We start from the raw sequence: 23,419 nt of genomic DNA on the forward strand, positions 1-23,419 counted from the left end.
CAGCGTACTGGTTGTGGCTGTCAGGCCCGCTCATGCTCCCCGTCGCGGTCGAATCGGAGGTGGAAGACGAGCACCACGGCCACGGCCATGACCGTCAGCACGAGCGAAGCGATCATGGGGGCGTGCAGGCCGAAGGAGTCCACGAGCACACCGCCGATGAGCGCCCCCACCGCGATGGCGCTGGTGGCGGCGGCGGTGTTGAGCGCGGTGGCGTCATCCACGCGGTCACCGGCGCGGAACTGCGCCATCGCCTGCGAGGACACGCTGATCATGCCGGAGAAGAAGCCCCATGCGGCGAGCACGATGCCCGCAGCGATCGGACCGTGCATCAGCCACATGAGGGCGGCGACGGACAGTCCCGAGCCGATCGCGAGCACCAGGATCGCCAGCACCGGGGTGCGCGACACCAGGGCCCCGGCGGCGAAGTTGCCGACGAGCCCGAGCGTGCCGAACACCATCAGGAACAGGGACGTGGAGGAGCCGGGAACCCCGGCCACGTCGATCAGGATGGGGCGGATGTAGCTGTAGGTGATGAACTCCGCGGTCAGCAGCAGTGCGGTCAGCAGCACTGCAGTGCCGATGGCGGGGTGCGTGATCGCCCCGAGGGTTCGGCGCACAGTGCTCGCGGCGGTGGAGACCGACGGGGTCACGATCGCCAGCACGATCACACCGACCACCAGGGACATCGCGCCCACCAGCACGAACGCCATCCGCCATCCGAAGGAGTCGCCGAGCCAGGTCGCCAGCGGCAGGCCGAAGATCAGGGCGGCCCCCACTCCGGAGAAGACGATCGTCAGGGCGCGGGGGATCTGCTCGCTGCGCACCTGCCCCATCGCCACCAGCGGCATCACCGCCCAGTAGAGGCCGATGCCGAACCCGGCGAACACGCGGGAGAACAGCAGGCTCATCAGGTCCCAGCTGACGGCGGTGAGGACGCAGGACACGATCACCATGGCGAGCGCGACGAGGATGATGATGCGTCGATCGCGGCCGCGGGACAGGCGCGGGGTGACCAGGGTGATGGCGGCGGCGAGGACGCCGGGGAGCGTGACGGCGAGGCCGACGGATCCGCGGCTGATCCCGAGGTCGTCGCTGATGAGGGTGAGCACTCCGATGGGGAGCTCTTCGATGGTGACGAGCACGAAGATGCCGATGGCGAGGGTGGCCACGGCGAGCCAGTTCGATCGCGCCGGCTCAGCGGTGTCTTCGGGGTGCTCGGGCACCACGGGGATCGCGCCGGTGGACACGGGGATGGCGCCGGTGGTGGTGGAGGGCTCGTTCTCGTCCCAGTCGCGGGCGCGGGTGTCGCCGGCGTCGGTGGGGTCGTCGATCATGCGGTGCCTCCTTCGGGTGCTGTGGTGGGACTGGGGGCTCCGTCGGCCCCCTCTCGGGTGGGCTGGCGCAGCCGGAACGCGGCCAGGATGCCAGCGCTGACGGCGAGCAGCGCGAGACTGGCGGTGAGCGCGGCGATGATGCCGGAGCGGTCCACGAGGATGCCGCCGATGAGGGCGCCCAAGGCGATCGCGCCGTTGAAGGCGGAGGCGTTGATGGCGACTGCGGCGTCCTCCCGGTCCCCGGCCCCGGAGAGGACGAAGCCCTGCACGGTGACGGAAAGCATCCCGGCGAAAGAGCCCCAGACCACGGTGGCGATGAGCGCGGTGACGGGGTCGTGGACGATCGTGACCATGAGGGTGAGCGCAGTGATCATGCCGCCCACGAGCAGGCACACCGATCCCCAGGGGCTGCGGTGCAGGACGGCGCCGCCAGCGAAGTTGCCGAGCAGGCCGACGATGCCGTAGGCGAGCAGGAACGCGGAGATGTGCTCGATCCGCACGCCGCCGAGCTGCTCGAGGATCCGGGTGACGTAGGCGTAGGAGATGAACTGGGCGGTGACGGCGGTGCACGCGAGCAGGAATCCGTACTTCACGGTGGGGATGGACAGGGCCCGCAGCGTGGAGCGGACGGTCTCCGCAACCTGAGAGTGGACCGGTCGCAGCACGAGCAGCTGCAGCACCCCGACGACGGCGGCGATGCCGCCGACCAGCAGGAACGATTCGCGCCATCCGACCGTGGTGCCGAGCCATGTGGACAGCGGAATGCCGAGCAGCACCGCGGAGCCGACACCGGCGAACGCAATGGACAGGGCGGCGGCGCTGTGGCGGCGCGGCACGTGCGCGAGAGCCACCTGCGGCATCACCGGCCAGTACATGCCGATGGCGAAGCCGGTGAGGATGCGCGAGGCCATCAGCACGCCGGTGCTGGGGGCGAGCGCCGATCCGACCGTGGACAGCACCACGGCGGCGAGCGACGCCACGAGGATGAGCCGGCGGTCGATGCCGCGGGTGATGCCGGGCAGGATCAGGGCGATGACGGCGGCGAGGATGCCCGGCAGGGTGACCGCGAGGCCGATGGCGCCGTCGGTGGCGTGGAGATCGGAGGTCATCAGCGGCAGGAGGCCGATCGGCAGCTGTTCGAGGGTGACGAGGGTGAAGATGCCGAAGCCGAGGAGGACCACGCGTCCCCACAGCGGGGCCGACGGGTGCTGGGTGCCGTGCTCGTTCGCCTGCTCGCTGTGCACGTATCCTCCCTCCCGCATCGCTTCTGCCGGTCCGCGGCGCGGGCCCCGATCGAGGGTATCGGCGCGGTGGGGACAGCGCCAAGCACGGTGGCGGGCATCACCAGCGCGGTCCAGGCTGCTTGCGGGCTGGTGGGGCCGGCGGTCGCTACCATTGGCGACGATTCGATCACGACCGTTCCCTCTGGAAGGGGTTGCCCATGGCTGGTGGACTCGCCGCCCTGCTGGATGATGTCGCTGCACTCGCGCGCATGGCCGCCGCGAACGCCGATGACATCGCCGCCGCGTCCGGGCGCGCCAGCGCGAAGGCCGCCGGCGTCGTCGTGGATGACACGGCCGTCACCCCGCAGTTCGTCAAGGGCGTGGACCCCAAACGGGAGCTGCCGATCATCGCGAAGATCGCGCGCGGCTCCCTCATCAACAAGGCGATCATCATCGTGCTGGCGATGCTGCTCAGCCAGTTCATCCCGTGGCTGCTGACCCCGCTGCTGATGATGGGCGGCACCTACCTCTGCTACGAGGGGGCGCACAAGATCCTGCAGCTCATCGGCCTCCTCGAGCATCACACAGCCGGTGATGAACCCGCTGTGCAGCGCGGCGCGGACGCGGAGAAGTCAGTGGTCAGCGGCGCTGTCCGCACCGACTTCATCCTGTCCGCGGAGATCATGGTCATCTCCCTGAAGGAGGTCGCCGACGAAGCCTTCTGGTCACGCCTGATCACCCTCATCGTGGTGGCCGTGGTCATCACCGTCGCCGTGTACGGCGTGGTGGCGCTGCTGGTGAAGCTGGACGACATCGGCCTGGCGATGATGACGAAGGACTCCGCCGGTGCGGCGAAGTTCGGCGAAGCGCTCGTCAGGGCGATGCCGGTGGTGCTGCGCATCATCGAGTACGTCGGCATGCTCGCCATGCTGTGGGTGGGCGGCCACATCATCCTCGTGGGCCTCGACGAACTGGGCTGGCACGCCCCGGAGAACCTCGTGCACGCCCTGCAGGGCCCGGTCGCGGGCCTCGCCGGCATCGGGGGCTTCCTCTCCTGGCTGGTGGAGACGGTCTGCTCGCTGATCCTCGGCATCATCTGGGGATCGGTGATGGTCGGCGTCGTCGCCCTGATCCAGAGGCTGCGCGGAAAGGGCCACGAGGACGGCGCTCCCACCGTCCGGGCGGGCCGTGAGCGCACGGGAGGCGCCGCCGCCGGCACCGGCAGCCATGCCTATCGGCCGGAGGGCTCCTCCGAGTCCTGAGGTTCGCCAGCGGAATCGGCAGGAGCATCCTCGGCCTCGGGATCGACGGCCTCGAGGTCGGCAGTGTCGGGATCGGCGGCGGAACCGGAGGCGTCGAACAGCGACGGCTGATCCCACGGGCTCACCTCGGCCGCCCCCGCCTTCCCCGATCCTCCGCGCGGCATCAGCTGCGGATGGTCCCCCTGATGGGGAACAGCCCGCAGCTGCTCCCCCAGCAGGCGCCTGCCCGCGAGCGCTTCGATGTGCTTGACCGCGGTGAAGATCGCCTCCGGGCTCACAGCCGCGAGCAGGCCGGCGTCGTCCGCCCGAGGGATCGCGGCCGACGGGTGCTCCACTGACGCCCGCCGCAGCACCAGCGCCACCACGGCGTCCGCTTCGAAGTCCTGCGCCCTCGGCCCCAGTTCACGGCGTCCCTGCGGGGTGACGGTGCGCAGGACCTGGACGGGCGGCTCCGTCGACGGGGTGAGGTGGCCCAGCAGCGCATGCGCCAGGGCGCGCAGAACCGCGGCGATCAGATCGGCGGGGTCCGTCGGCCCCTGTGTCCCTTCCGCCTCCTCCGCCTGGGCGCAGACGGCGGCAATATGCTCGCGGCCGCCCGCCTGCTCGATGAGGCGCACCAGCTGCGCCGCACCGGCCGCTGTGACGGGGCCGAGGCTGCGCAGGGGGTGCAGGACGCTCTGCGGCACCGGGTGGGGGCCGTCGGTGTCGGCGATGTCGTACATCAGGTCGATGGGGCCGAACGGGCGCAGCACGATCAGGGGGATCGCCCCGGGGCGGATCGTGCGGTGCAGGTCCCTCGTCCAGGTGCGGCGGGTCGCCACGAACTGGGCTCGGGGCCGCTGCAGGTGCACCAGCGACGCGTTGTAGCAGGACAGGGTGGGGAAGCGACCGGCGAACTCCATCGCGTCCAGCAGGGAGTCGCGGCCGCCGGCGTGGGAGGAGGCGTGGGCGAACAGCTCGTCCAGAACGGGCTGCTGTGCCTCCAGGTGGGCGGGGCCGTCGCTGGGCGGGGCGGAGTCGGGGAAGGGCAGGGTCATGGCTCCATCGTCTCCGATAGGGGGCCGGTTTTCACGCACCGGCGTGCAGGCGGCGCACACGTCGCAGCTCCCGCAGCCCGATCACGGTCATGATGGGCCGCAGCGGCCCCCATTCGAGGATGCGCACGTCATCGGCGCGGCGGATCCGCCTCAGCAGCTCCGGTCGCAGGTGGCGCAGGTAGCGGCGCGCCAGGAGGGAATGCAGCGGGTGGGAGATGTAGGCGGCGTCGCGGGATGATTCGACCGCCGCCAGCGTGTTGAGGACGTTCTCCTCGGTGCTGCGCGCCAGCGCATCGAGCTGGATCTCACCGGTGAAGCCGCAGCGCATGGCCTCATCACGCAGCAGGTGCGCCTCGGGGATGTCACCGCGCACGGCGCCGCCGGACATCAGCAGGGTGCACGGCCCGGTGCCGTCGGCCTCCCACACGTAGGCAGTGCGCAGCGCCTGGCGGACCCGGAACCGGTTGATCAGCCCGGCGCGAGTGCCGGACTGGCCGTAGCCGAGGACGATGAGGGTGCGGGACCCGTCGGCTGCTCCCCCGCCGGACGCTTCGCTGGACGTGGGGGTGACGAGGCTGCGGGAGGCGAGCTGGTCGATCACCTCACTGGCCGCGATGACGGCGACACCGATCCCGACCGCACCGGCCACGGCCCATCGGGGGCGGCGGCGCGATCCGCGCCCGGCGCGGGTCACTTCGAGCGGGTGACCGGAGGCTCAGCGGACCACGGGAACACGATCCAGTCGTCGGTGCGCTTCCACACGTAGGTGGGCTCCACCACGGATGCGGACTTGGCGTAGAGAACGGCGGAGCGGGCCTCGGCGCCCTGCGCCTCCAGCAGCTCCAGCACGAGCGCGAGAGTGCGCCCGGAGTCAGCGACGTCGTCCACCACCAGCAGGCGCTTGCCCGTGATGGCGTTGGTGTCCAGCATCGGCTCCAGCAGCACCGGATCCGGCAGCGTCTCGTGGACGTCCGTGTAGAACTCGACGTTGATGGCGTCGGCCAGCTTCAGACCGAGGGCGTACGCGAGCGAACCAGCGGGCAGCAGTCCGCCGCGGGCCACCGCGATGACGATCTCCGGTTCGAAGTCGGAATCGGCGATCGTCTGCGCCAGCTCGCGCGACGCGGTGCCGAACAGGTCCCAGGTGAGGACCTCCTTGGTCTCGAGGTCACTGGAATCTGCGTGGTACGCCTGGGTCACGGGGTCTCCTCCGGTGAGAATGGTCGGGTCACCATCGTATCCGCGGCCGCGGCGCCGGTCACCAGCAGATCTGCAGAGGTTCACGAACCTCACGCCCACCGGTCCAGGCCCGGCCCCTACTATCGGGCCATGACCTCCCCCACTGACCTGCACCGCACCGTGGCTCTGCGGCCGCAGCGGCCGTCGCCGCTGGGCGGTGCGAAGCCCACCCGGGCTGACCTCGCCGCCGTCGACACCGCCGACCCGAACGGTGTGGACGATGTGCTGCCCGCTGGCGCCTCCCACCGCCTGGACCTGCTGATCGTCGGCATCAACCCAGGGCTGTGGACCGCCGCCGTGAACGCCCCGTTCGCACGGCCCGGCAACCGCTTCTGGCCCGCTCTCAACCGCGCGGGCATGACCGACGCTGTCGTGGACTGCTCCCTCGGTCTCACCGATGAGGACGCACTCGCACTTCTGCGCCGCGGCATCGGCCTGACGAACCTCATCGGCCGCGCCACCGCCCGCGCCGACCAGCTCAGCCGAGAGGAACTGCGCGCGGCAGGGGTGCGACTGGTCCACCGCGTGCAGGAGCTGCGGCCGCGCGCGGTCGCCATCGCCGGCATCACCGCGTACCGCACCGCGTTCCGACTGCCGAAGGCGCAGCTGGGGCGGCAGGACCCGTCGGCCCTGCCGGAGGACCTCCCACGCTGGCCGACGGGGACCGCGCTCTGGGTGGTGCCGCAGCCGTCCGGCCTGAACGCGCACGAGAACATCGATTCGCTCGCCGAGAAATGGCGCGAAGTCCTCGCGGACATCGGGCGCACCTGAACCCTCCACGCAGGGCACCGGACCGCGGGTCAACGGAGGTCCCGGCCCGCGGTCTCCGGTGCCAGCAGCAGCATCGCCATCACCGCCGCCGCCACCAGCGCGAGCGCCACAGCGAACGATGCCCCCAGCCCCATCACGGGCCACGCCACGGCGAACAGCAGCGGTCCCACACCGGCGCTGACGCGACTCATCGTCGATGCCCAGCCGAAGCCGGATGCCCGCAGATGAGTCGGATACAGCTCGGAGACGTAGGTGTAGAGCACGGGCACGGAGATCTGGATGATGACGCCGAACACCAGCAGCCACACCACGGCGCCGCGCGGATCATCCAGCGTCACCGCCACCAGCACCAGCAGCAGGCCAGCGGCCGGAGCCGATGCCGCCAGCAGCACCCGTCGGCCCACTCTCTCCACCAGCACAGCCGCGACCACCACCCCGATGAGGCCCGCCAGCGCCATCCCCGCACCGGAGACCAGAGCGGCGATGCGGCCGAGTCCGGCATCCTGCAGGATCGACGGCATCCAGTTCAGCGCCAGGTAGTACACCAGCAGGATCGTGCCGAACAGTCCCCAGGACACCGCGGTGATGCGCGGAGCTTCCCTCCACAGCGCCGCCAGCTGGTCGAACGCTGCGGTGATGGGGTTGCCGGTGCGCCGACGCGTGTCCAGCTCAGCAGCCGCGACGACATACTCGCGCCTCGGGGCGCCGGTGGCCTCCACGAGCCTGTCCACGACAGCTCGGGCCTCCGCCTCCCGACCCTGCCGGGCGAGGAACAGGGGCGATTCGGGAATATCGCGCCGCACCCAGAACACCAGCAGCGCCGGCAGGATCATGATCGCGAGCGACAGCCGCCACGTGCCGGTCGCGGCGAGCAGACCCGCGGAGACGAAGAACGCGGCGGCGGCACCGACGGGCCACCAGCCGTCCATCGCGGTCAGGACACGACCACGGACCCTCCTCGGAGTGAACTCGCCGATGAGTGCGTAGTCCACGGGGATGCAGCCGCCGAGGCCGATGCCGGCGAGGAAGCGGGACGCCGCCAGCACCGCGAACGACGGCGCGAGGGCGCCGGCTGCGGTGAAGACCGTGAAGATGAGCAGTGTCAGGGAGAAGGCGCGGCGCCGACCCACCCGGTCCGCGATCGTGCCCCAGACGATGGCGCCGAGCGCCATCCCGAGCAGGTTCGCGGTCGACAGCAGGGCGGCTTCGGGGCGGCTGATGCCCCATTCCTGCACGGCGGCGGGGATCAGCGCGCCGTTGAGGGCGACGTCCCAGGCGTCGAACATGAAGCCGAGGCCGCCGATGATGAAGATGCGGCCCTGAACGGGCCAGCGGAACGGAAGGGACTGGACGACCTCGTCGGAGGTCAGGCGGGGTGGGGCTGCGGTGCTCATGGCTCCAAGAAGGGCAGGGATTCGGAGCGGTCAGAATACAGCCGCAGGGCGCGCCGGGACAGGTTCGGCCGGGTCACGGGTCCGGCCGAGGCGGGAGCTGGGGGCGGAGCCGGAAGGGCCGAAAAGGGCCGGGGCTGAGCACAATCCGACCGGAATCTGGGGATTTTGTGACTTCATCACGTCCCTCCCCCAGGTTTGGTCCGCTTTTTGCACGCCCCGGTTCGGCGCTTCAAACCTCCCCAAAGTTCTGCCCGGGGTCCTTGCAGAGGTGGGTGGGGCGGGTCGTAGCGTCGAGGCGTCATCACGAACCCGATTCGACGAAGGATCCGTCCTCCATGAGCACCTCCATCATTTCGAACTTCAGCCGTCGCATCGTCCTCGCGCTGGGCGGCGGCGCCGTCCTCGCCACCGGTGTCATCGCCACCTCGGGCCAGGAGGCCCACGCTGCGTCCGGCTGGGACGGCGTGGCCGAGTGCGAGTCCGGCGGCGACTGGTCCATCAACACCGGCAACGGCTACTACGGCGGCCTCCAGTTCTCTGCCGAGACCTGGGCAGGCCACGGCGGCACCGAGTACGCCCCCACCGCCGATCAGGCATCCAAGTCGCAGCAGATCGCCGTTGCTGAGCGCGTGCTCGACAACCAGGGCGCGGGTGCATGGCCGAACTGCGGCAAGTTCCTGAGCGGCGGCGCTGATACGTCGTCCAAGCCGGCCAAGGAGACGCAGGAGAAGGCGCCCAAGAAGGAGAAGAAGCAGGACGCCCCCAAGCAGGAGAAGCGTCAGGACACCTCTGAGCGCAAGCAGGACGCCCCGAAGCAGAAGGACACCCCGAAGAAGGAGAAGCGTCAGGCTCAGCCCGAGCGCAAGCAGGAGGCTCCGAAGCAGGAGCGGAAGCAGGAGGCTCCGAAGCAGGAGGCACAGCCGAAGCAGAAGAAGTCTGACGCGCCGAAGCGAGCGTCGAAGGGCACCGTCGGCGCTCCTGACCTGTCCGTCGCCGGCACCCTCGAGGTGGACGGCAAGATGGGCCCTAAGACCATCACCGCCCTGCAGGACTGGCTGGGTGTTGAGCAGACCGGCGAGATGAACGAGGAGACCATCATCGCCCTGCAGAAGTGGTCCAAGGCTGAGCAGGACGGCGTCGTCGGCCCCGAGACCATGAAGGGGCTTCAGCACGAGGTGGGCGCCACCCACAACGGTGCGAAGGACCTGAACGACGAGCAGACCGTGCGCGTCCTCCAGCTGTTCCTGAACCTCTACTGATCAGTCCTGCCGGTCACTGACCCGCAGACCTGACAGCAGCACCCCCGTGATCCGCAGCGGATCACGGGGGTGCTGCCATGCTGGAGCGGACTGCCGATATCAGTGGGACTGGCCGGGGCCGCCGTTCGGGAACTGGTCGCGCTGACCGGGCTGGGTTGCCTGACCGGGGTGCTGTACGGTCTGCACCGGCTGGACATAGTCCGTCTGCTTCCTGCGGCGGCCCAGCAGCCACAGCAGCAGGCCGAGACCCAGCAGGAACAGGCCCAGCAGGGAGCCGCCGATCAGCAGAAGGACGCCGCCGACCGCGCCGAAGATGCCGCTCACGCTCAGCGGCGGGGAGACTGCTGCTTCGGCGTCACAGGTGATGGAGTGGTCACCGGAGGTCGAGGGCGTGAACGCCGCGAAGCTCTTCCACTCGTTGATGGTGGTGGAGGTGGTCGGGGTCTCCAACGGGACGTCCTGGCCGTCCGGGCCGGTCACCTGGCAGCTGGGGGCAGTCGCTGCGCTCTCGCGCTTCAGAAGCAGGAGCACATCGCCCTCCTCAGCCGAGACCGTGGCCTGACCGTTGTTGATGGTCTGGAGGTCATCCATGGTCTCGACCACTCCGGAGCCGCCGCGGTAGGCGAGGATTCCGCCCACGATGAGGCTGAGCAGCAGGATGACGGCGCCGAGGATCATCAGGACCTTGCCGGCTTTCGCCATGCCGGGCGAGCGGCGGTTGTCAACGGTTGTGGTGGCCATGGGCCCTCCTGGGGTCAGTGGATGACACGATCCCTTCCAGGGTAACGGCAGTCACGCACCCCGGCAGGTTGGCCCATGGTGTGCGGTCCCCGTCGGGCGCCACGCGATCAGCCTGCGAGCGCAGCGCGGAACGCAGCCTCCGCCTGCGGACCGAACGGCACCAGGTGCACTTCCTGCACCCCCGCGACCATCTCCTCTCCCTCGAGGGAGCGGATGGTGCCCACGGCGATCCGCGCGGCATCGTCCATCGGCCAGCCGTAGATGCCGGCCGAGATCGCGGGGAAGGCGATCGAGCGCGCGCCGAGCCGGCCGGCGAGCAGGAGGGATTCGCGGTAGCAGGAGGCCAGGGTGGCGGAGCGGTCCTCACTCTTCGCGAAGACGGGACCGACGGTGTGGATCACCCACCGGGCATCGAGGCGCCCGGCGGTGGTGGCAACGGCCTGGCCTGCGGGGAGGCCCTCGGGCAGCTGCTCATCGCGGATCCGTCGGCATTCGGCGAGGATCTCGGGGCCGCCGGCACGGTGGATGGCGCCGTCCACTCCCCCGCCTCCGAGCAGGCCGGAGTTCGCGGCGTTGACAATCGCGTCCACGCTCAGGGCGGTGATGTCACCGGGGGTGATGATCAGGTCCATGGGCACGGCTCAGCGGAGGTCCTGCACCCGGATCATGAGGCCATGCGGCTCCACCATCGAGCGGATGAACGGCTCCGGCTTCGGGTGGTTCGGCAGCGCCTCGAAGTACGCCTCGTGCGCGGCGAGGGACGTGATGCCGGCCTGCACGTCCTCCTCCTCCAGCTCGATCCGGTGGGTGGGAGCCGCCGCACCGTGGATGAGGATGCGACTGACCTTGTGGGGTTTGAGGTCGAGGTCGGTGAACACCCATGGGTTGTCCGCGGCGGCGACCGCATTAACGGCGGCGAGACCGGAGACGCGGTGGTCGGCCTGGTTGAATCCGCCGTACGCCTCAACATCGAAGTTGGCAGTCACCACGGTGTCCGGCTGGACGATGCGGATCCGCTCCGCGATGTCGCGGCGCAGCTGCAGGGTGGGCTCCATCATGCCGTCGGGGTGGTCGAGGATGGCAAGGTCGCTCACCCCGACGGCCGCACAGGCGCGGCGCTGCTCCTCTGCCCGCACCGGTCCGGCTTCCGACGGGTGCATGGTGCGGATCCCCGCCTCACCGTGGGTGAGCAGCAGATACGACACCTCGATGCCGGAGCGAGTCCACCGGTTGACGGCGCAGGACAGGCCGTACTCGGCGTCATCCGGGTGGGCGATCACCACGAGCACGCGGGACATGCCGCTCGAGTCGAAGACGGGCAGGTTCTCGGGAGTGCGGTCATCAGGGCTCATCATGCTGAGAGCGTAAGCACTTACCCTGGACAGCCCCGGGCCGCGTCGGCGCCCCAGCAGATTCAGAACAGGAGGACCCATGATCCGCAGACGCTTCGTCATCACCGGCCGGGTTCAAGGGGTCGGGTACCGCTTCTGGACCCAGCACACCGCCGACCAGCTCGGCCTGTCCGGCTGGGTGCGCAACCTCCCCGATGGCAGCGTGGAGGCAGAGGTCAGCGGGCCGACGGAGGCCGTCGATGAGCTGGAGCGGGCCTGCCATGACGGACCGCCCGCAGCCGGTGTCGATGCTGTTCACTCCGAAGAGATCGAGCACCGCGCCGGCGACGGGCGGTTCGAAATCCGCTGAGCCAGCGGGCCACGGGCGTCACTTCACCAGGTCGCCGTCCTCGAAGTGGGCGTCGATGGATTTGTCGGTGAGGTTCCAGCAGGTCATGCCGCCGGCCTCGGTGCCGGTGCAGGCGAAGTCGCCGTAGGTGACCGTCTGGCCGGGCTCGACCACCTGAATGTCGCCACCGGCCGCGCCCCACGGGGTGTCGTCGCCCGCGGCGTCGTAGGAGTAGAACTCCATGGGGTTGTTGCCGGTCATGCTGAGCATCCACTTGGGCTGACCATTCTCATCCGCACCGTGGCGCCCGTCCTGGGCGGCCAGCGCTCCGCACTACCCTTCACCGTGCTCCCAGAAGGCGCAGGACACCGAGCCGTCTTTGCTGACCATCACGGCCACCGCCGCTTCATCGATGACGCCAGCCGGGACCACCGAGGAGGCCTGGACAGCATCGGCAGGAAGGGGGCGACCCCCGTCGGAGGCGGCCGGGGCGGCGGCCTGAGCAGGCGCACCGGCAGCGGCGGCGGCCTGAGCTGCCGTCACGAGGCCGGAACCGAGGTGAGAGACGGTGGCGCCGAGGGACACGGACTGCGAGGAGCTGGCGGTCGATGCGCCATCCGCGAGAGCGGGGACCTGGAGGCCGCCGATCGCCAGAGCGGCGAACAGGGAGCTGGCGGCGACAGCAGCGGAACGGCGGGTGATGCGCATGGCGGGAACCTCATCTCGGTCTCGGAGGGAGGAGCGTCGGCGACGCCCCACCTGGACACGGACCACTCTAAACCATGTCTTTACCCTTGCTTGACCATTTTCGAGGAAACTTTTGGTGAACGGCACTGGCGGCGACGATGAGCACCGGTCCGTCGACGTCCACGAGCGCCGGTCCAGGGCTCGGCAGGTCGTAGTCGTCCATGCGCTTCGTGACGGCGGAACCGGGTCGACCACGGGGGCGAGCAGGGCCAAGCCGCTGACCTGACCGGGGCGGCGGTGCGCCCGGAGCCGGGCAGGTCGAGGTAGATGCGTCGCCAGCGCCCGTCGGCCCTGACCGGCCCGTCCCCCCCCCCCAACTCGCTGCACCGGTGGCAGCCGAGACCCCGTCCTGGTCGGGGGCCAACGCAGCGGCGGCCACAGTTCGCCAACAGTGCCGAAACGGTCGATTCGGCAGGAGCCACCCCGCAGAGCAGCGGAGCCACGCCCGTTTTCGCAGAAAGTACCCGAGGACGATCGGGCTACTGTGGGCGCATGAGCCACCCCGTGATCCTCACCGACGCCGCGCGACGTCCCGAGCAGGCCGCCGCCCACCTCCTCACCGACATCTCCGCCGACGTCCTGCACCGCATGCCGGGCGGCCGCGGCAACTCCATCGCCTGGCTGATCTGGCATGCCGCACGACAAATGGATGTGCAGACAGCGCAGCTCACCGGCGGCACCACCGTGTGGCAGAAGGGCGGGTGGGCCGAACGCACCGGCATCGACCGCGGGCCCGACGACTTCGGTTTCGGGGACCGCGCTGAGGACGTGGCGGCGCTGCGCGTGGAGCGGCCGTCGGACCTCCTGTCCTACCTCTCCTCCTGCGCAGACGCGCTGGTCGAGCACATCGAGGCGCTGGATGCGGAGCGGCTCGAGGAGGTGGTGGACGAGTCGTGGGAGCCGCCGGTGACGCGGGGAGTGCGGATCGTCAGCATCATCGATGACGCCGTGTCGCACTGCGGGCAGGCCGCGTACGTCCGCGGACTTCTGGAGGACTGGTCGCTCGGGGTGTGAGCCGGCCGGCCGACGGGTCTTGCTGGTCGACGTGGCCCCGCCGTCCGGGCGAAGGCGTCCGGGTGCCCGGTTGCGAGCCGGGCACCCGCGAAGAGCAGCGCCGGTCAGGCGTCCAGCAGCCAGTCGTTGGGGGCGAACAGTTCGAAGTGGACCTGGTCGTCGGCGAAGCCCAGCTCCTGGAGCTCAGCGCGCGCATTGGTGAGGAACCGGGTCGAGCCGCACAGATAGACGGACGCGTCGGTCGGCAGGTTCAGCGCCCCGATTGACAGGCGCTCGCCCGCTTCCCCCTCCGTTGTGCGGGAGTAGGCAACAGCCTCCGTCGCGTTCGGCAGGTCCGCGATGAGCGCAGCCCGCTCCGAGCGGAACACGTCTTCGGCTTCGCTCGCCTCAGCATGGGCCACCACGATCGGTCGCGTGGAGCCGGCCGCGTGCAGCGCCTCCAGCATGCCCATCATGGGCGTCGCACCGATGCCGTTGGAGATCAGCGCCACGGGGCCTTCGCCCTCCACATCGATGACGAGGTCGCCGAACGAGACCGTCACGTCGATGACGCTCCCCTCCTCCGCGTGGTCGCCGAGCCAGTTGGAGACCTCGCCGGCGGGGGTGTCGTCCTGTGCGGGAACCCGTTTGACGGCGAAGGTCAGCATGCCCTCCTCGGCACCGTTCACCAGCGAGTACTGGCGCAGCTGGCGGGCACCGTCGGGCAGGGTCACCCCGACGGAGATGTACTGGCCGGGCAGGAATCCGGGCAGGGCATCGCCGTCCTCCCGGGCCACGGTGAAGCGGATGACTCCGTGACCGAGCTCCTCGCGCCGGCGGACCACGGCCCGGTGGAACACGTCGCCGGGCTGGACGCCCTGGTGCCGGCAGAGGTCCTTCTCGAAGTCGATGAGGACCTTCGCCATCATCCAGTAGACGCTGTCCCACGCCTCGGCGACATCAGCGGTGAGGACATGGTGAAGCTGTCCTTTCCGACGGATTCCTCAGATCCGCTGAGTCCTCAGGCCTTCGCCTCGTAGCGGCGGTGGCGGATCGGGATGCGGATGACCGGAAGGATCCGTCGGACCACGAAGGCGACCAGGGTGACGCCCACCAGCGTGACCACCAGGCCCACGATGCCGTTCTCGGTCAGCGCGAACACGACGTAGCCGGCCAGGGCGGCGATCGCACCGGTGATCGCGTACGGCAACTGGGTGCGCACGTGCGTGGGCACCGAGCAGGCCGCACCGGTGGAGGACAGGATCGTGGTGTCCGAGATCGGCGAGCAGTGGTCGCCCAAGACGGCGCCGGCGAGGACCGCACCGAAGGCGGCGAGCAGGACGTCGTCCCCGCCCTGGACGGCGTTCATCATCTCGCCGGCCAGCGGCAGGAGGATTCCGAAGGACCCCCAGGATGTGCCGGTGGCGAAGGCCATCAGACCGGCCACCACGAACAGGATCGGCACCAGCCAGACAGCGGGCACGGACAGCTGATGGACGACATCAGCGAGGAAGGCCCCGGTGCCGAGATCCTCGATCATGGCGGCCAGCACCCAGGCGAACATCAGGATGAGGATCGCCGGCATCATCGACTTCGCGCCCTCCCAGGCACCGCCGCGACGCGTGCCCGGCGTGAACTCGGGGTTCGGGGAGGTGTAGCGCAGGCAGTAGTAGAGCGCCACGCCGAGGGCGATCAGACCGCCGATGTTCAGCGCGAGCGTGACGTCCGCTTCGGCGAGGGTCTCCACCGGGCCCCACGCACCCGCGGCGAGACCACCGGTGATGTACATGCCGCCGATGACTCCGGCGACCAGCACCACGAACGGCACCACTAGCGCCCGCATCGCGCCCGGATCGTGGGAGGGCAGGTCATCCGACAGCTGACCGGGCGCTTCATCGTCCTCGGCCATGACGCCGTCACCATCAGCGGCTCGGCGCTCTTCTGCGCGCATGGCGCCGAAGTCGATCTCCAGCAGAATCGTCAGCCACAGCAGCAGGAGGGCGCCGATGGCGTAGTAGTTCATCGACGCGGCCAGGAGGAACCCCTCCACCTGGCTGAGCGTCAGCGCAGACGCCGCCAGCAGCGGGGCCATGATGCCGATGATGGATGCACCCCAAGAGGAGAACGGCGCCAGCACCACCACGGGAGCGGAGCTGGAGTCGATGAGGTAGGCCAGCTTCGCACGGGACACCCGCTGACGGTCCGTGATGGGGCGCGCCACCTGCCCGACGGCGAGGGCGTTGAAGTAGTCATCGATGAAGATGACCATGCCGAGGATGCCGCCGAGTGCCTGGGCGCCGCGACGCGAGCGGATGCGCTTCGCGGCCCACTCGGAGAATGCGGATGTTCCGCCCGCCATCAGCACGAAGGACGTGATGACGCCGAGCTCCAGCAGGAAGGTGATGATCAGGACCGTGTCCCAGGCGATGCCTCCGTCGGCCCAGACGAGGCCCACGATGCCGTCCCAGATGAGGGATGCGGCCTTCAGGGGGTTGACGTTCGCGACCAGCAGCGCTGAGACGATGATGCCGGCGCCGAGTGAGGGGAGCACCTTCTTGGTGAGGATCACCAGTGCGATCGCGATCAGCGGCGGCAGCAGGGAGAGGACGGGGTAGGCGGTGAGCACAGCGCTCCTCGAGAAAGAGCAGGTGGATTGAGTGGGCCGAGTTTAGCAAGTGCGCTCACCCGGCCGGCGGCCCGCTCAGCCCGTGGGCGCCCCTGCGCCCGGGCCGGTCAGGCTCGCTCGGCTTCGGGGAACAGCTCGGTGAACTGGTCGACGGTGCCGGGCAGCACCCACGCGTACACGCCGCCCTGGCCGTTGTCGATGAACAGTCGAGTGCGACCCTCCACACTGCCGAGCTGGTCGATGATGGCGTCGGCCGCATCGGGATGGATCCAATCGCCCTCCTGCTCGAAGTCGACACGGGTCCGCGTCCCGTTGAGGCTCCACTGGACGAAGGACGCGCCGCCGTCGAAGTCGACGTGGGACTGCACGTCACCGATGGCGTCGGGCCTGTCGGTGGCGCGGGCCCATTCATGGATCCAGCCCGTGTACGCGGTCTTATCGTCGATCATTTCGGCGTCGTAGGCGAGCACGTACCGGAGGGTGCCGACCCCGTCGTCGTCGACGTCGGTGAGGATGAAGAACGGGTCATCGTCCTCAGGGGCGAACGAGGTCGGATCGACGGGGCTGATGCCGCAGGCGGCGAGGCGGGCGAGAACCTGATCGGTGGTCATACCACCACAATACTGGCAGCGTGCTCAGCTGATCCGACCGCTGTCCAGATGCAGCTGCCGGTGGGCGACTGCCTGGGCCCAGTGCTGGTCGTGGGTGGTGGCGAGGACTCCCCCACCCCGCTGCAGCTGCATGTCGATCAGTCCCACGAGCCGGCTCATCGAAGCGGCGTCGCGCCCGAGCGTCGGCTCATCCAGCAGCAGCACCGGTGGGCGCCGCAGCAGCGCCGCGGCGATCACCACGTCCTTGCGCTGCGCCGCATCCAGATCGAACGGGTGTTCATCCGCCGCCTCCACTAGGCCGGCCGCGCGCATCAGCTGCTGCACCTGCTTCTCCCGCTCGCGGATCGCCTCGTCGCGGACGTGGCGGGGGCGGCGCGGCAGGGGCGCGGCCCGCATCAGTTCGTCCCGCACGGTGGGGGCGCTGAGCTGCGCGCCCGGGTCCTGCCCCACCCAGCCGAGGTGGGCGGAGCGCTCATGGGTGGACAGGCGGGTGAGGTCGACCCCGTCGGCCGCGCGGATCGTCCCGTCGACGGGGTCGCGGCGGTCGAGTGTGCCGAGCAGACTGCGCAGCAGGGTGGACTTCCCGGCCCCGTTCGACCCCATCAGCGCCACCACTTCCCCGGCGTGGACGTCGAGGTCGGCGCCGCGGAGGACGGGACGCTCGCCGCGCGCGGCGTGCAGGTCTCGGACGGCCAGCAGCGGGGCGGAGCTGCGGCCGGCTGTGGGGGTGGGCCCCGGGGCGGGGGCCGACGCAGCCCGCGCGTCCCACACCCCCGCAGCCCCAACAGCATCGGCGGTGAGCGGAAGGGACGCGAGGCCGGAGGGGCCGAGGGCGAGGACCTGATCGGCGGCGGTGGCGAACTCGTCCACCTGGTGCCCGGTCACGAGGACGGCGCCGCCGGCGTCGCAGAAGTCGCGCAGCATCGCAGAGAGGCGGGCGCGCATCGCCGGGTCGAGGGACAGGCCCGGCTGGTCGAGCACCAGCAGGTCCGGTTGCAGGCCGAGCAGAGCGGCCAGCGCCACCAGCTGCCGCTGCCCGCCGGACAGTTCGGTGACCCGCCGGTCCCACAGGTCAGTGATCCCGAGGTCGGTCGCGGCCGCTTCCGCACGGGAGCGGGCGGTGGCGGCGCTCACGCCGTGCAGGCGCGCCGGCAGCTGCAGTTCGTCGGCGACCCGGGTGGTCATGCCGGTGAGCTGCGCTTCCGGGTCGTCCCCGAGCATCACGGCGGTTCCGGCATCGCCGCTCGGGCCGGTGACCCGGATGCTGCCGCTGGTCTCGCCGCGGTCGTGGAGGAGACCGGTGACGAGGCGGCACAGCGTGGAGGTGCCGGCGCCGACGGGTCCCAGCACCGTGTGCATCTGCCCAGCGGGCACCCGGTGGTGGAGGTCGGCGAGGACGGGCGGGAGGAGTCCGTCGGCGGTGCGGTAGGCGAAACCGGCGCCCTCCACCAGCAGCACGGGCGCCGCCTGAGCGGGATCCGCCGGGCTCATCGGGTGATCACCTCCAGCAGCTGCGGTGCGCTCGGCAGCGGGATCAGCCCCGTCATCACCGCCGCGGTGAACGCGACGGCGCCCAGGGGCAGGATCCAGCGCACCGCCCTGGAGGCGGCGGAGTCGGGGTGGTCCTGCAGTTCCGTGGGCCGGCCGCCGCCGACGCCGCGCCGCCCGGGCGCGCCGAAGCCGCGCTGGGTGAGGGTGTCGAACCGCTGCTCGACCCCCATCAGCACCGCCGTGAACAGGCCCGGCACGAGCGCGGGGATCAGGCGGATGCGCACCGCCCAGGAGCGGGTGTCCCAGCCACGGCAGGCCCGCGCCTCCAGCGTCTGCACGGTCCGGGTCCGCACCAGCGGAATCAGTCCGAGCGCGGCGGCGCACACGTACGCGATGGGCTGCGGCACGCGCAGGCGGGTCAGGCCGTCGAACAGGCGCGCGGAGTCGTTGCCGAGACCGAACGCGGCGCACAGACCCACCATGGCGGTCAGGCGCAGCCACAGCTGCACCGCGATCGCCGCGCCCTGCAGCGTGAACTGCGCGATCCCCGCATCCCACAGGATGATCGGGTCGGCGCCGCGGTAGAAGAACCCCTGCACCACCATGGCGAACAGCAGGGTGGGCAGGCAGATCAGCGCCACGGCCACCAGCCAGGATCGGATGCGGATCGCGGGGGCGGCGGCGACCGCAAGGGCGGTCACGAGGATCAGTGCGGCGGGCACCAGCGGGGAGGCGAGGCCGAACACCAGCAGCAGGGCGCAGCCCAGCGCAACGATCTCCGTGGCGGGGTGCCAGCGGGTCATTCGCTGCGGCGGGGCCGACGGGTGAAGCGCGTGAACGGGTACCGGTCGGTGATGCGCCGCGGCAGGCCGTGCACCACCGCGAACGCGAGCGCGAAGATCAGGGCTTTGTCGGCGATGTCGGAGACCAGGGACTGCGCGAGCGTGGCGTGCAGCATCTCCATGCCGGCGGCCTGCAGGATCGCGACCACACCGGCGGTGGAGGAGCCGACTCCGCCGCCGTAGATGTAGGCGGCGACCGGGGCGCCGAGGGCAGCGGCGGGGACGCCGGCGACGGCGCCGGCGAGGACGGCGGTCCAGATGCGGCGGAACAGACCGAGGCGGGCGGCCCAGCCGGCGGCGGCGCCGATGAATGCTGCACCGGTGGAGAACGCGATCACGCCCGGGTTGATGGTGACGCCCCACAGGATGTTCGTGAGGATGCCGGTGAGGGCGCCGGCGGCTGGGCCGGCGAGGACGCCGATCATGACGGTGCCGATGGAGTCCAGGTAGAGCGGGATCGGGGTGTAGACGCCGACGATCTGGCCGACCGCGATGTTCAGGGCGATTGCGACGGGCATCAGGCCAATGATGCTGCGGGGGATGTAGGAGAGGCTGCCGGCGGCGATCAGGATGCCGCCGAGGAGGTAGCCCGCCATGGTCCAGAGGGCGGCGGGCCCGAGCTCGACATCGAGGTGGGCGGGCTGGGTGAGGATCACCGCGATGTAGGTGGCGGCGATGACGAGCGCGCCGGCGGTGATGAGGCTGAGCGGAAGCGGGCTGCGGGTGGGATGCTCGGGGGTTTGTGCGGGACCCGTCCGGCGGACGGACCCCTGCCCAGATGCGGGGAGGGTCATGGTCGGGGGCCTTTCATCAGCGTCGCGCTGAGGGTCTGCAGGAAGGCATCGGCATCGATGGTGCGGATGAGCTCGGCATTCGGCTCCCGGCCCCACCGTCCGAGCCAGTCGGCGACGGTTTCGCCGCGTGTCAGTGTACCGGCGCACTCCACATCCACCGGCGCCATGGCCGTCTGCGCCCACGGAAGGCCGGCCGACGGGTTCCGGGCCCAGTCGACGGCGCAGGCGAGCACGAACGGGTCATGGGTGTGGGCGAGGCAGCCGAGGCCGTCCCATTCATGGAACTCGAAGTAGAACCGCAGGGCCTCCCCGAGCTGGTTCAGGACGCGGCCCCACCCGGTTGCGGGACCGTGGCCGTAGGCGGCGGCGCCGTCGAGGATCGCCTGCAGGCGCGCGGGGGTCATGACGACGGCTTCGGTCGCTTCGATGGGTGCGATCACCGGGGCGTGCGGGGTGTGACCGGAGAGATGAGCGCCGCCGAAGGCGCGGATCACCGCGGCGGTCGCCTCCGGATCGAAGGTGACGTTCCATTCGGTGGTGGGGTGGGTGTTGCCGCGATAGTTGAACGCCCCGCCCATGATGAACAGCCGCTTGAGAAGCCGCGGCAGCTCCGGCTCGAGCTCGAGGGCGAGCGCGAGGTTCGTGGAGGGCCCGAGCAGCACGCCGATCAGCTCACCGGGGTGGGCGCGAGCGGCCTCGACCCAGGCGCGGGCGGCGTCCCGCCCGTCGGCAGCGGGCTCACCGTCGCCGGTGGACGGGCCGACGGGGACGTCGGGCAGCTGGGCGTAGCCGGCGCCCGTCGGCCCGTGGGTCAGGTCCGCATACTCCGGCTCCGTGCGCCCGGCTGCGAACGCCGGCGGTCCGTGATGCCAGGCGAGCGGGAGCGCGTGGCCCGTGTGGACGGGGACGTCGGTGCGGCCCGCGAGGGCGAGCCAGCCGCGGGTGTTCGCGGCGACCTGCACGGTGGAGACGTTGCCGCCGCTGGCGGCGATGCCGGTGATGGTGACGTCGTCCTGGCAGAGGATGTGGGCGAGTGCGAGGGCGTCATCGATGCCCGGGTCGCAGTCGACGAACAGCGGAATCGAAGTGGTCCGGTCGGTCATGGCTCTATTGTGGCGCGGCCCGACGGGGTCGAGTCGCCGCGGTGCGCATCGCGTGCGCCACGAGCAAGCGGCGACGGCCACCAGATCGCATCCCCGATCCACAGGGCGAGCGCCGGCACCAGCAGGGCGCGCACCACCAGCGCGTCGATCAGCACACCGAGCGCCACGATGATCGCCAGCTGCAGCAGGAACTGGATCGGCAGCACCAGCAGCGCCGCGAACGTCGCAGCCAGCACAATGCCGGCGTTGGTGATGACACCGCCGGTGACGGCGAGGCCGCGCAGGGTGCCCACGTGGGTGCCGTGGCCGACGGATTCCTCCCGCACGCGGGTCATGAGGAAGATGTTGTAGTCGATCCCGAGCGCCACCAGGAAGACGAACGCATACAGCGGCACGGAGGGGTCCGACTTCCCCTGCCCGATCAGGTGGAAGATGACGGCGCTGATGCCGAGGGCGGTGCCGAAGCTCAGCACCGTGGTCGCCAGCAGCACCAACGGCGCCACGATCGCCCGCAGCAGCAGACCCAGCATCACCGTGATCACGACGAGCACGATCGGGATGATGACGGAGCGGTCGTGGGCGGAGGTGTCGTTCGTGTCGAGGTCCACGGCGGTGGTGCCGCCGACGGCCGCGTCCGTCCCGTTGAGGCCGTCGCGCATCGCGATGATGGTCTGCTCCGCCTCCAGGGAGTCGGCGGCGCTATCGAGGGTCACGGAGAACATGACACGGTCCTCCAGCACCGTCGGCTCCGCCTCCACGGCCCCGGGCGGGCCGGCACCCGGCGGCGGGGTCTGCACAGTGCCGTCGTCCCCGATGGGGAGGGTGCCCGACGGGGACTCCTGGGAGATGATCGCGACGCTGTCCACCCCGTCGGTCTCCGCAATCGCCTGGGCGACCTCCTCCTGCCGGTCGGCGGGGGCGAGAACATAGGTGGGGGAACCGGAGCCGCCGGCGAAGTGCTCATCGATGACGGCCTGGCCGTCACGGGCGGAGGAGTCGCCGAGCACCAGGCTGGACTGCGGGACCCCGTCGGCGTCCAGGAGCACGAGGCCGGTGCAGCCAGCGGCGAGCAGCAGCGCCACCCCGGCCGCGACGCGCTTCGGGCCCCGCTCCACCCAGGCGCCGAGCCGCGCCCAGAAGCCGCGGGCACCCTCGCCGTGCAGGACAGGATGCGCACTGCCGTGCTCCGGGGCGCGCGGCCACACGGCGACACGGCCGAACAGGGCGAGCAGAGCGGGCAGGAACGTGAGGGTGGCGAGCACCGAGCAGGCGATGCCGATGGACGCGACCGGGCCGAGCGCGGCGTTGGATCGGAGGTCGGACAGCATCAGGCACAGCAGACCCGCGATCACGGTGCCGGCCGACGCGATGATGGGGGCGGCGACCTCACGGATCGTGGCGAGTGCCGCCGACGCCGCCGAGGCATGGTCCCGCAGCATTTCGCGGTAGCGGGCCACGAACAGCAGGGAGTAGTCGGTGGCGGCACCGATCACGAGGATGAACAGGATGCCCTGCACCTGCCCGGTGATGGTGAGGGCACCGGCGCGGGCGAGAGCCACGTTGATGAGGACCGCAGCGCACAGCGCGGTCAGCGAGCTCAGCAGCACGATCAGCGGCAGCAGCGGCGAACGATACACCGCCACCAGGATGATCAGCACCACCGCGAGCGCCACGATCAGCAGCAGCCCGTCGATCCCGGCGAACGCCTCGGTGAGCTCCGCGGTGAACGCGGCGGGGCCGCTCACCCACGAATCCAGGCCCGAGGGAGCCCTCTCCTGCACCGCTGCGCGGATCGTCTCCACTGCGCTCGGGATGTCCTGATCCGACGGGACCGTCACCACCAGTTGAGCGGCCTCGCCGTCTTCGGAGGGGATCACGGGTGAGGATTCGGCACCGGGAACAGCGGCGAGAGCGTTCTCCCGGGCCGCGGTGAGGGCCGCGGTGTCGTCCTTCGTGATGCCGCTGGGCCGTTCGGCGATGACGATCGCGGGGATCGCGTCGGACCCGGTGAAGCGGGTGATCTCCTCCTGCACGCGGGTGGATTCGGCGCTCTCGGGCAGGAAGGTGGAGCGGTCATTGGTGGAGACGTCGCTGATGGAGCCGAAGCTCATGCCGCCGAACGCGAACACGGTCAGCCAAGCGAGGGTGAGCAGCGCCGGAATCAGAAGACGACGGAGGCTCGGGGTGCGGCGGCTGGCTCGGTGAGGGCTCATAGGCTGAGTGTCCCGCATCCTCGGCCCGCGACCAAGCGCGCCGGCCCCGTCGCGCCCCG

The 23,419-nt window shown here is 70.6% G+C and carries 24 protein-coding genes; 5 read left to right on the forward strand and 19 right to left on the reverse strand.

Translation table 11 applies throughout. The annotated features are described in order from the left end of the window. Positions 1-20 precede the first annotated feature (20 nt). Both R3I40_RS06905 and R3I40_RS06910 read right to left on the reverse strand, forming a co-directional pair. Complete coding sequence (locus tag R3I40_RS06905) at positions 21-1,334, reverse strand: MFS transporter (RefSeq protein ID WP_239376065.1); 1,314 nt, start codon at positions 1,332-1,334, stop codon at positions 21-23. Continuing rightward, a complete protein-coding gene (locus R3I40_RS06910) occupies positions 1,331-2,578 on the reverse strand; it encodes an MFS transporter (protein ID WP_285261919.1) in 1,248 nt (415 codons plus the stop codon). Before R3I40_RS06910 ends, R3I40_RS06905 begins: the two co-directional genes overlap by 4 nt. A gap of 197 nt (positions 2,579-2,775) precedes the next feature. Between R3I40_RS06910 and R3I40_RS06915 the strand changes: the two genes are divergently transcribed. After that, positions 2,776-3,819 (forward strand): DUF808 domain-containing protein, encoded by a 1,044-nt coding sequence (locus R3I40_RS06915; RefSeq protein WP_239376063.1) that lies wholly within the window; start codon positions 2,776-2,778, stop codon positions 3,817-3,819. Here R3I40_RS06915 and R3I40_RS06920 read toward each other — a convergent pair. From R3I40_RS06920 to R3I40_RS06930, 3 genes are read right to left on the reverse strand one after another with little or no spacing between them, the layout of a single operon-like run. Next, on the reverse strand, positions 3,789-4,856 hold the full coding sequence (locus tag R3I40_RS06920) for a hypothetical protein (protein WP_285261918.1): 1,068 nt from the start codon (positions 4,854-4,856) through the stop codon (positions 3,789-3,791). The two genes, R3I40_RS06915 and R3I40_RS06920, sit on opposite strands and share 31 nt — an antisense overlap. Positions 4,857-4,887: 31 nt before the next feature. Continuing rightward, a complete protein-coding gene (locus R3I40_RS06925) occupies positions 4,888-5,505 on the reverse strand; it encodes an ElyC/SanA/YdcF family protein (protein WP_285261917.1) in 618 nt (205 codons plus the stop codon). Between the two features lie 41 nt (positions 5,506-5,546). Beyond that, the gene (locus R3I40_RS06930) at positions 5,547-6,056 is read right to left on the reverse strand and encodes a phosphoribosyltransferase (protein WP_183375125.1); all 510 of its coding nucleotides are present in this window, start codon (positions 6,054-6,056) and stop codon (positions 5,547-5,549) included. A gap of 129 nt (positions 6,057-6,185) precedes the next feature. On the opposite strand from R3I40_RS06930, the gene R3I40_RS06935 reads away from it, so the two are divergent. Then, positions 6,186-6,866, forward strand: coding sequence for a mismatch-specific DNA-glycosylase (locus R3I40_RS06935; RefSeq protein WP_285261916.1), 681 nt, complete (start codon positions 6,186-6,188; stop codon positions 6,864-6,866). Between the two features lie 29 nt (positions 6,867-6,895). Here R3I40_RS06935 and R3I40_RS06940 read toward each other — a convergent pair whose 3' ends face one another. Next, positions 6,896-8,260: an MFS transporter gene (locus R3I40_RS06940; protein ID WP_183375129.1), complete on the reverse strand. Its 1,365-nt coding sequence runs from the start codon at positions 8,258-8,260 to the stop codon at positions 6,896-6,898. A 335-nt stretch (positions 8,261-8,595) separates the two neighbouring features. On the opposite strand from R3I40_RS06940, the gene R3I40_RS06945 reads away from it, so the two are divergent. Then, positions 8,596-9,519: a transglycosylase family protein gene (locus R3I40_RS06945; RefSeq protein ID WP_285261915.1), complete on the forward strand. Its 924-nt coding sequence runs from the start codon at positions 8,596-8,598 to the stop codon at positions 9,517-9,519. Positions 9,520-9,618: 99 nt separating this feature from the next. Here R3I40_RS06945 and R3I40_RS06950 read toward each other — a convergent pair whose 3' ends face one another. The 3 genes from R3I40_RS06950 to R3I40_RS06960 all read right to left on the reverse strand — a co-directional run bounded on the left by R3I40_RS06950 (position 9,619) and on the right by R3I40_RS06960 (position 11,615). Continuing rightward, on the reverse strand, positions 9,619-10,260 hold the full coding sequence (locus R3I40_RS06950; protein WP_259923561.1) for a hypothetical protein: 642 nt from the start codon (positions 10,258-10,260) through the stop codon (positions 9,619-9,621). A gap of 107 nt (positions 10,261-10,367) precedes the next feature. After that, positions 10,368-10,892, reverse strand: coding sequence for an O-acetyl-ADP-ribose deacetylase (locus tag R3I40_RS06955; RefSeq protein WP_285261914.1), 525 nt, complete (start codon positions 10,890-10,892; stop codon positions 10,368-10,370). Positions 10,893-10,901: 9 nt separating this feature from the next. Next, the gene (locus tag R3I40_RS06960) at positions 10,902-11,615 is read right to left on the reverse strand and encodes a PIG-L deacetylase family protein (RefSeq protein ID WP_285261913.1); all 714 of its coding nucleotides are present in this window, start codon (positions 11,613-11,615) and stop codon (positions 10,902-10,904) included. A gap of 76 nt (positions 11,616-11,691) precedes the next feature. On the opposite strand from R3I40_RS06960, the gene R3I40_RS06965 reads away from it, so the two are divergent. Beyond that, positions 11,692-11,961, forward strand: a complete 270-nt coding sequence (locus R3I40_RS06965) for an acylphosphatase (protein ID WP_285261912.1) — start codon at positions 11,692-11,694, stop codon at positions 11,959-11,961. A gap of 18 nt (positions 11,962-11,979) precedes the next feature. Here R3I40_RS06965 and R3I40_RS06970 read toward each other — a convergent pair whose 3' ends face one another. Both R3I40_RS06970 and R3I40_RS06975 read right to left on the reverse strand, forming a co-directional pair. After that, positions 11,980-12,201: a hypothetical protein gene (locus R3I40_RS06970; RefSeq protein WP_285261911.1), complete on the reverse strand. Its 222-nt coding sequence runs from the start codon at positions 12,199-12,201 to the stop codon at positions 11,980-11,982. A gap of 72 nt (positions 12,202-12,273) precedes the next feature. Further along, complete coding sequence (locus R3I40_RS06975; RefSeq protein ID WP_285261910.1) at positions 12,274-12,648, reverse strand: hypothetical protein; 375 nt, start codon at positions 12,646-12,648, stop codon at positions 12,274-12,276. A 531-nt stretch (positions 12,649-13,179) separates the two neighbouring features. Here R3I40_RS06975 and R3I40_RS06980 point away from each other — a divergent pair. Beyond that, positions 13,180-13,701 (forward strand): mycothiol transferase, encoded by a 522-nt coding sequence (locus R3I40_RS06980; RefSeq protein WP_239376879.1) that lies wholly within the window; start codon positions 13,180-13,182, stop codon positions 13,699-13,701. 104 nt (positions 13,702-13,805) lie between these two features. On the opposite strand, the gene R3I40_RS06985 is transcribed toward R3I40_RS06980, so the two are convergent. The 8 genes from R3I40_RS06985 to R3I40_RS07020 all read right to left on the reverse strand — a co-directional run bounded on the left by R3I40_RS06985 (position 13,806) and on the right by R3I40_RS07020 (position 23,360). Continuing rightward, entirely contained in the window at positions 13,806-14,609 is an 804-nt protein-coding gene (locus tag R3I40_RS06985; RefSeq protein ID WP_239376878.1) for an FAD-binding oxidoreductase, read from the reverse strand. Positions 14,610-14,701: 92 nt separating this feature from the next. Continuing rightward, positions 14,702-16,306, reverse strand: a complete 1,605-nt coding sequence (locus R3I40_RS06990) for a Na+/H+ antiporter NhaC family protein (protein ID WP_285261909.1) — start codon at positions 16,304-16,306, stop codon at positions 14,702-14,704. Between the two features lie 107 nt (positions 16,307-16,413). After that, positions 16,414-16,917 carry a hypothetical protein gene (locus tag R3I40_RS06995; RefSeq protein ID WP_285261908.1) on the reverse strand — a complete coding sequence of 168 codons (504 nt, stop codon included), beginning with the start codon at positions 16,915-16,917 and terminating at the stop codon, positions 16,414-16,416. Positions 16,918-16,941: 24 nt separating this feature from the next. Continuing rightward, positions 16,942-18,408 (reverse strand): ATP-binding cassette domain-containing protein, encoded by a 1,467-nt coding sequence (locus R3I40_RS07000; RefSeq protein WP_285261907.1) that lies wholly within the window; start codon positions 18,406-18,408, stop codon positions 16,942-16,944. Next, entirely contained in the window at positions 18,405-19,211 is an 807-nt protein-coding gene (locus R3I40_RS07005; RefSeq protein ID WP_239376778.1) for an energy-coupling factor transporter transmembrane component T family protein, read from the reverse strand. Before R3I40_RS07005 ends, R3I40_RS07000 begins: the two co-directional genes overlap by 4 nt. After that, positions 19,208-20,044 (reverse strand): histidine kinase, encoded by an 837-nt coding sequence (locus R3I40_RS07010; RefSeq protein ID WP_239376776.1) that lies wholly within the window; start codon positions 20,042-20,044, stop codon positions 19,208-19,210. The genes R3I40_RS07005 and R3I40_RS07010 overlap by 4 nt, the downstream gene beginning before the upstream one ends. Next, positions 20,041-21,147, reverse strand: coding sequence for a nucleoside hydrolase (locus R3I40_RS07015; RefSeq protein WP_285261906.1), 1,107 nt, complete (start codon positions 21,145-21,147; stop codon positions 20,041-20,043). The genes R3I40_RS07010 and R3I40_RS07015 overlap by 4 nt, the downstream gene beginning before the upstream one ends. Continuing rightward, a complete protein-coding gene (locus R3I40_RS07020) occupies positions 21,144-23,360 on the reverse strand; it encodes an MMPL family transporter (RefSeq protein ID WP_285261905.1) in 2,217 nt (738 codons plus the stop codon). Before R3I40_RS07020 ends, R3I40_RS07015 begins: the two co-directional genes overlap by 4 nt. Positions 23,361-23,419 lie beyond the last annotated feature (59 nt).

This window comes from Helcobacillus massiliensis, assembly GCF_033106145.1.
Classification (GTDB): domain Bacteria; phylum Actinomycetota; class Actinomycetes; order Actinomycetales; family Dermabacteraceae; genus Helcobacillus; species Helcobacillus massiliensis.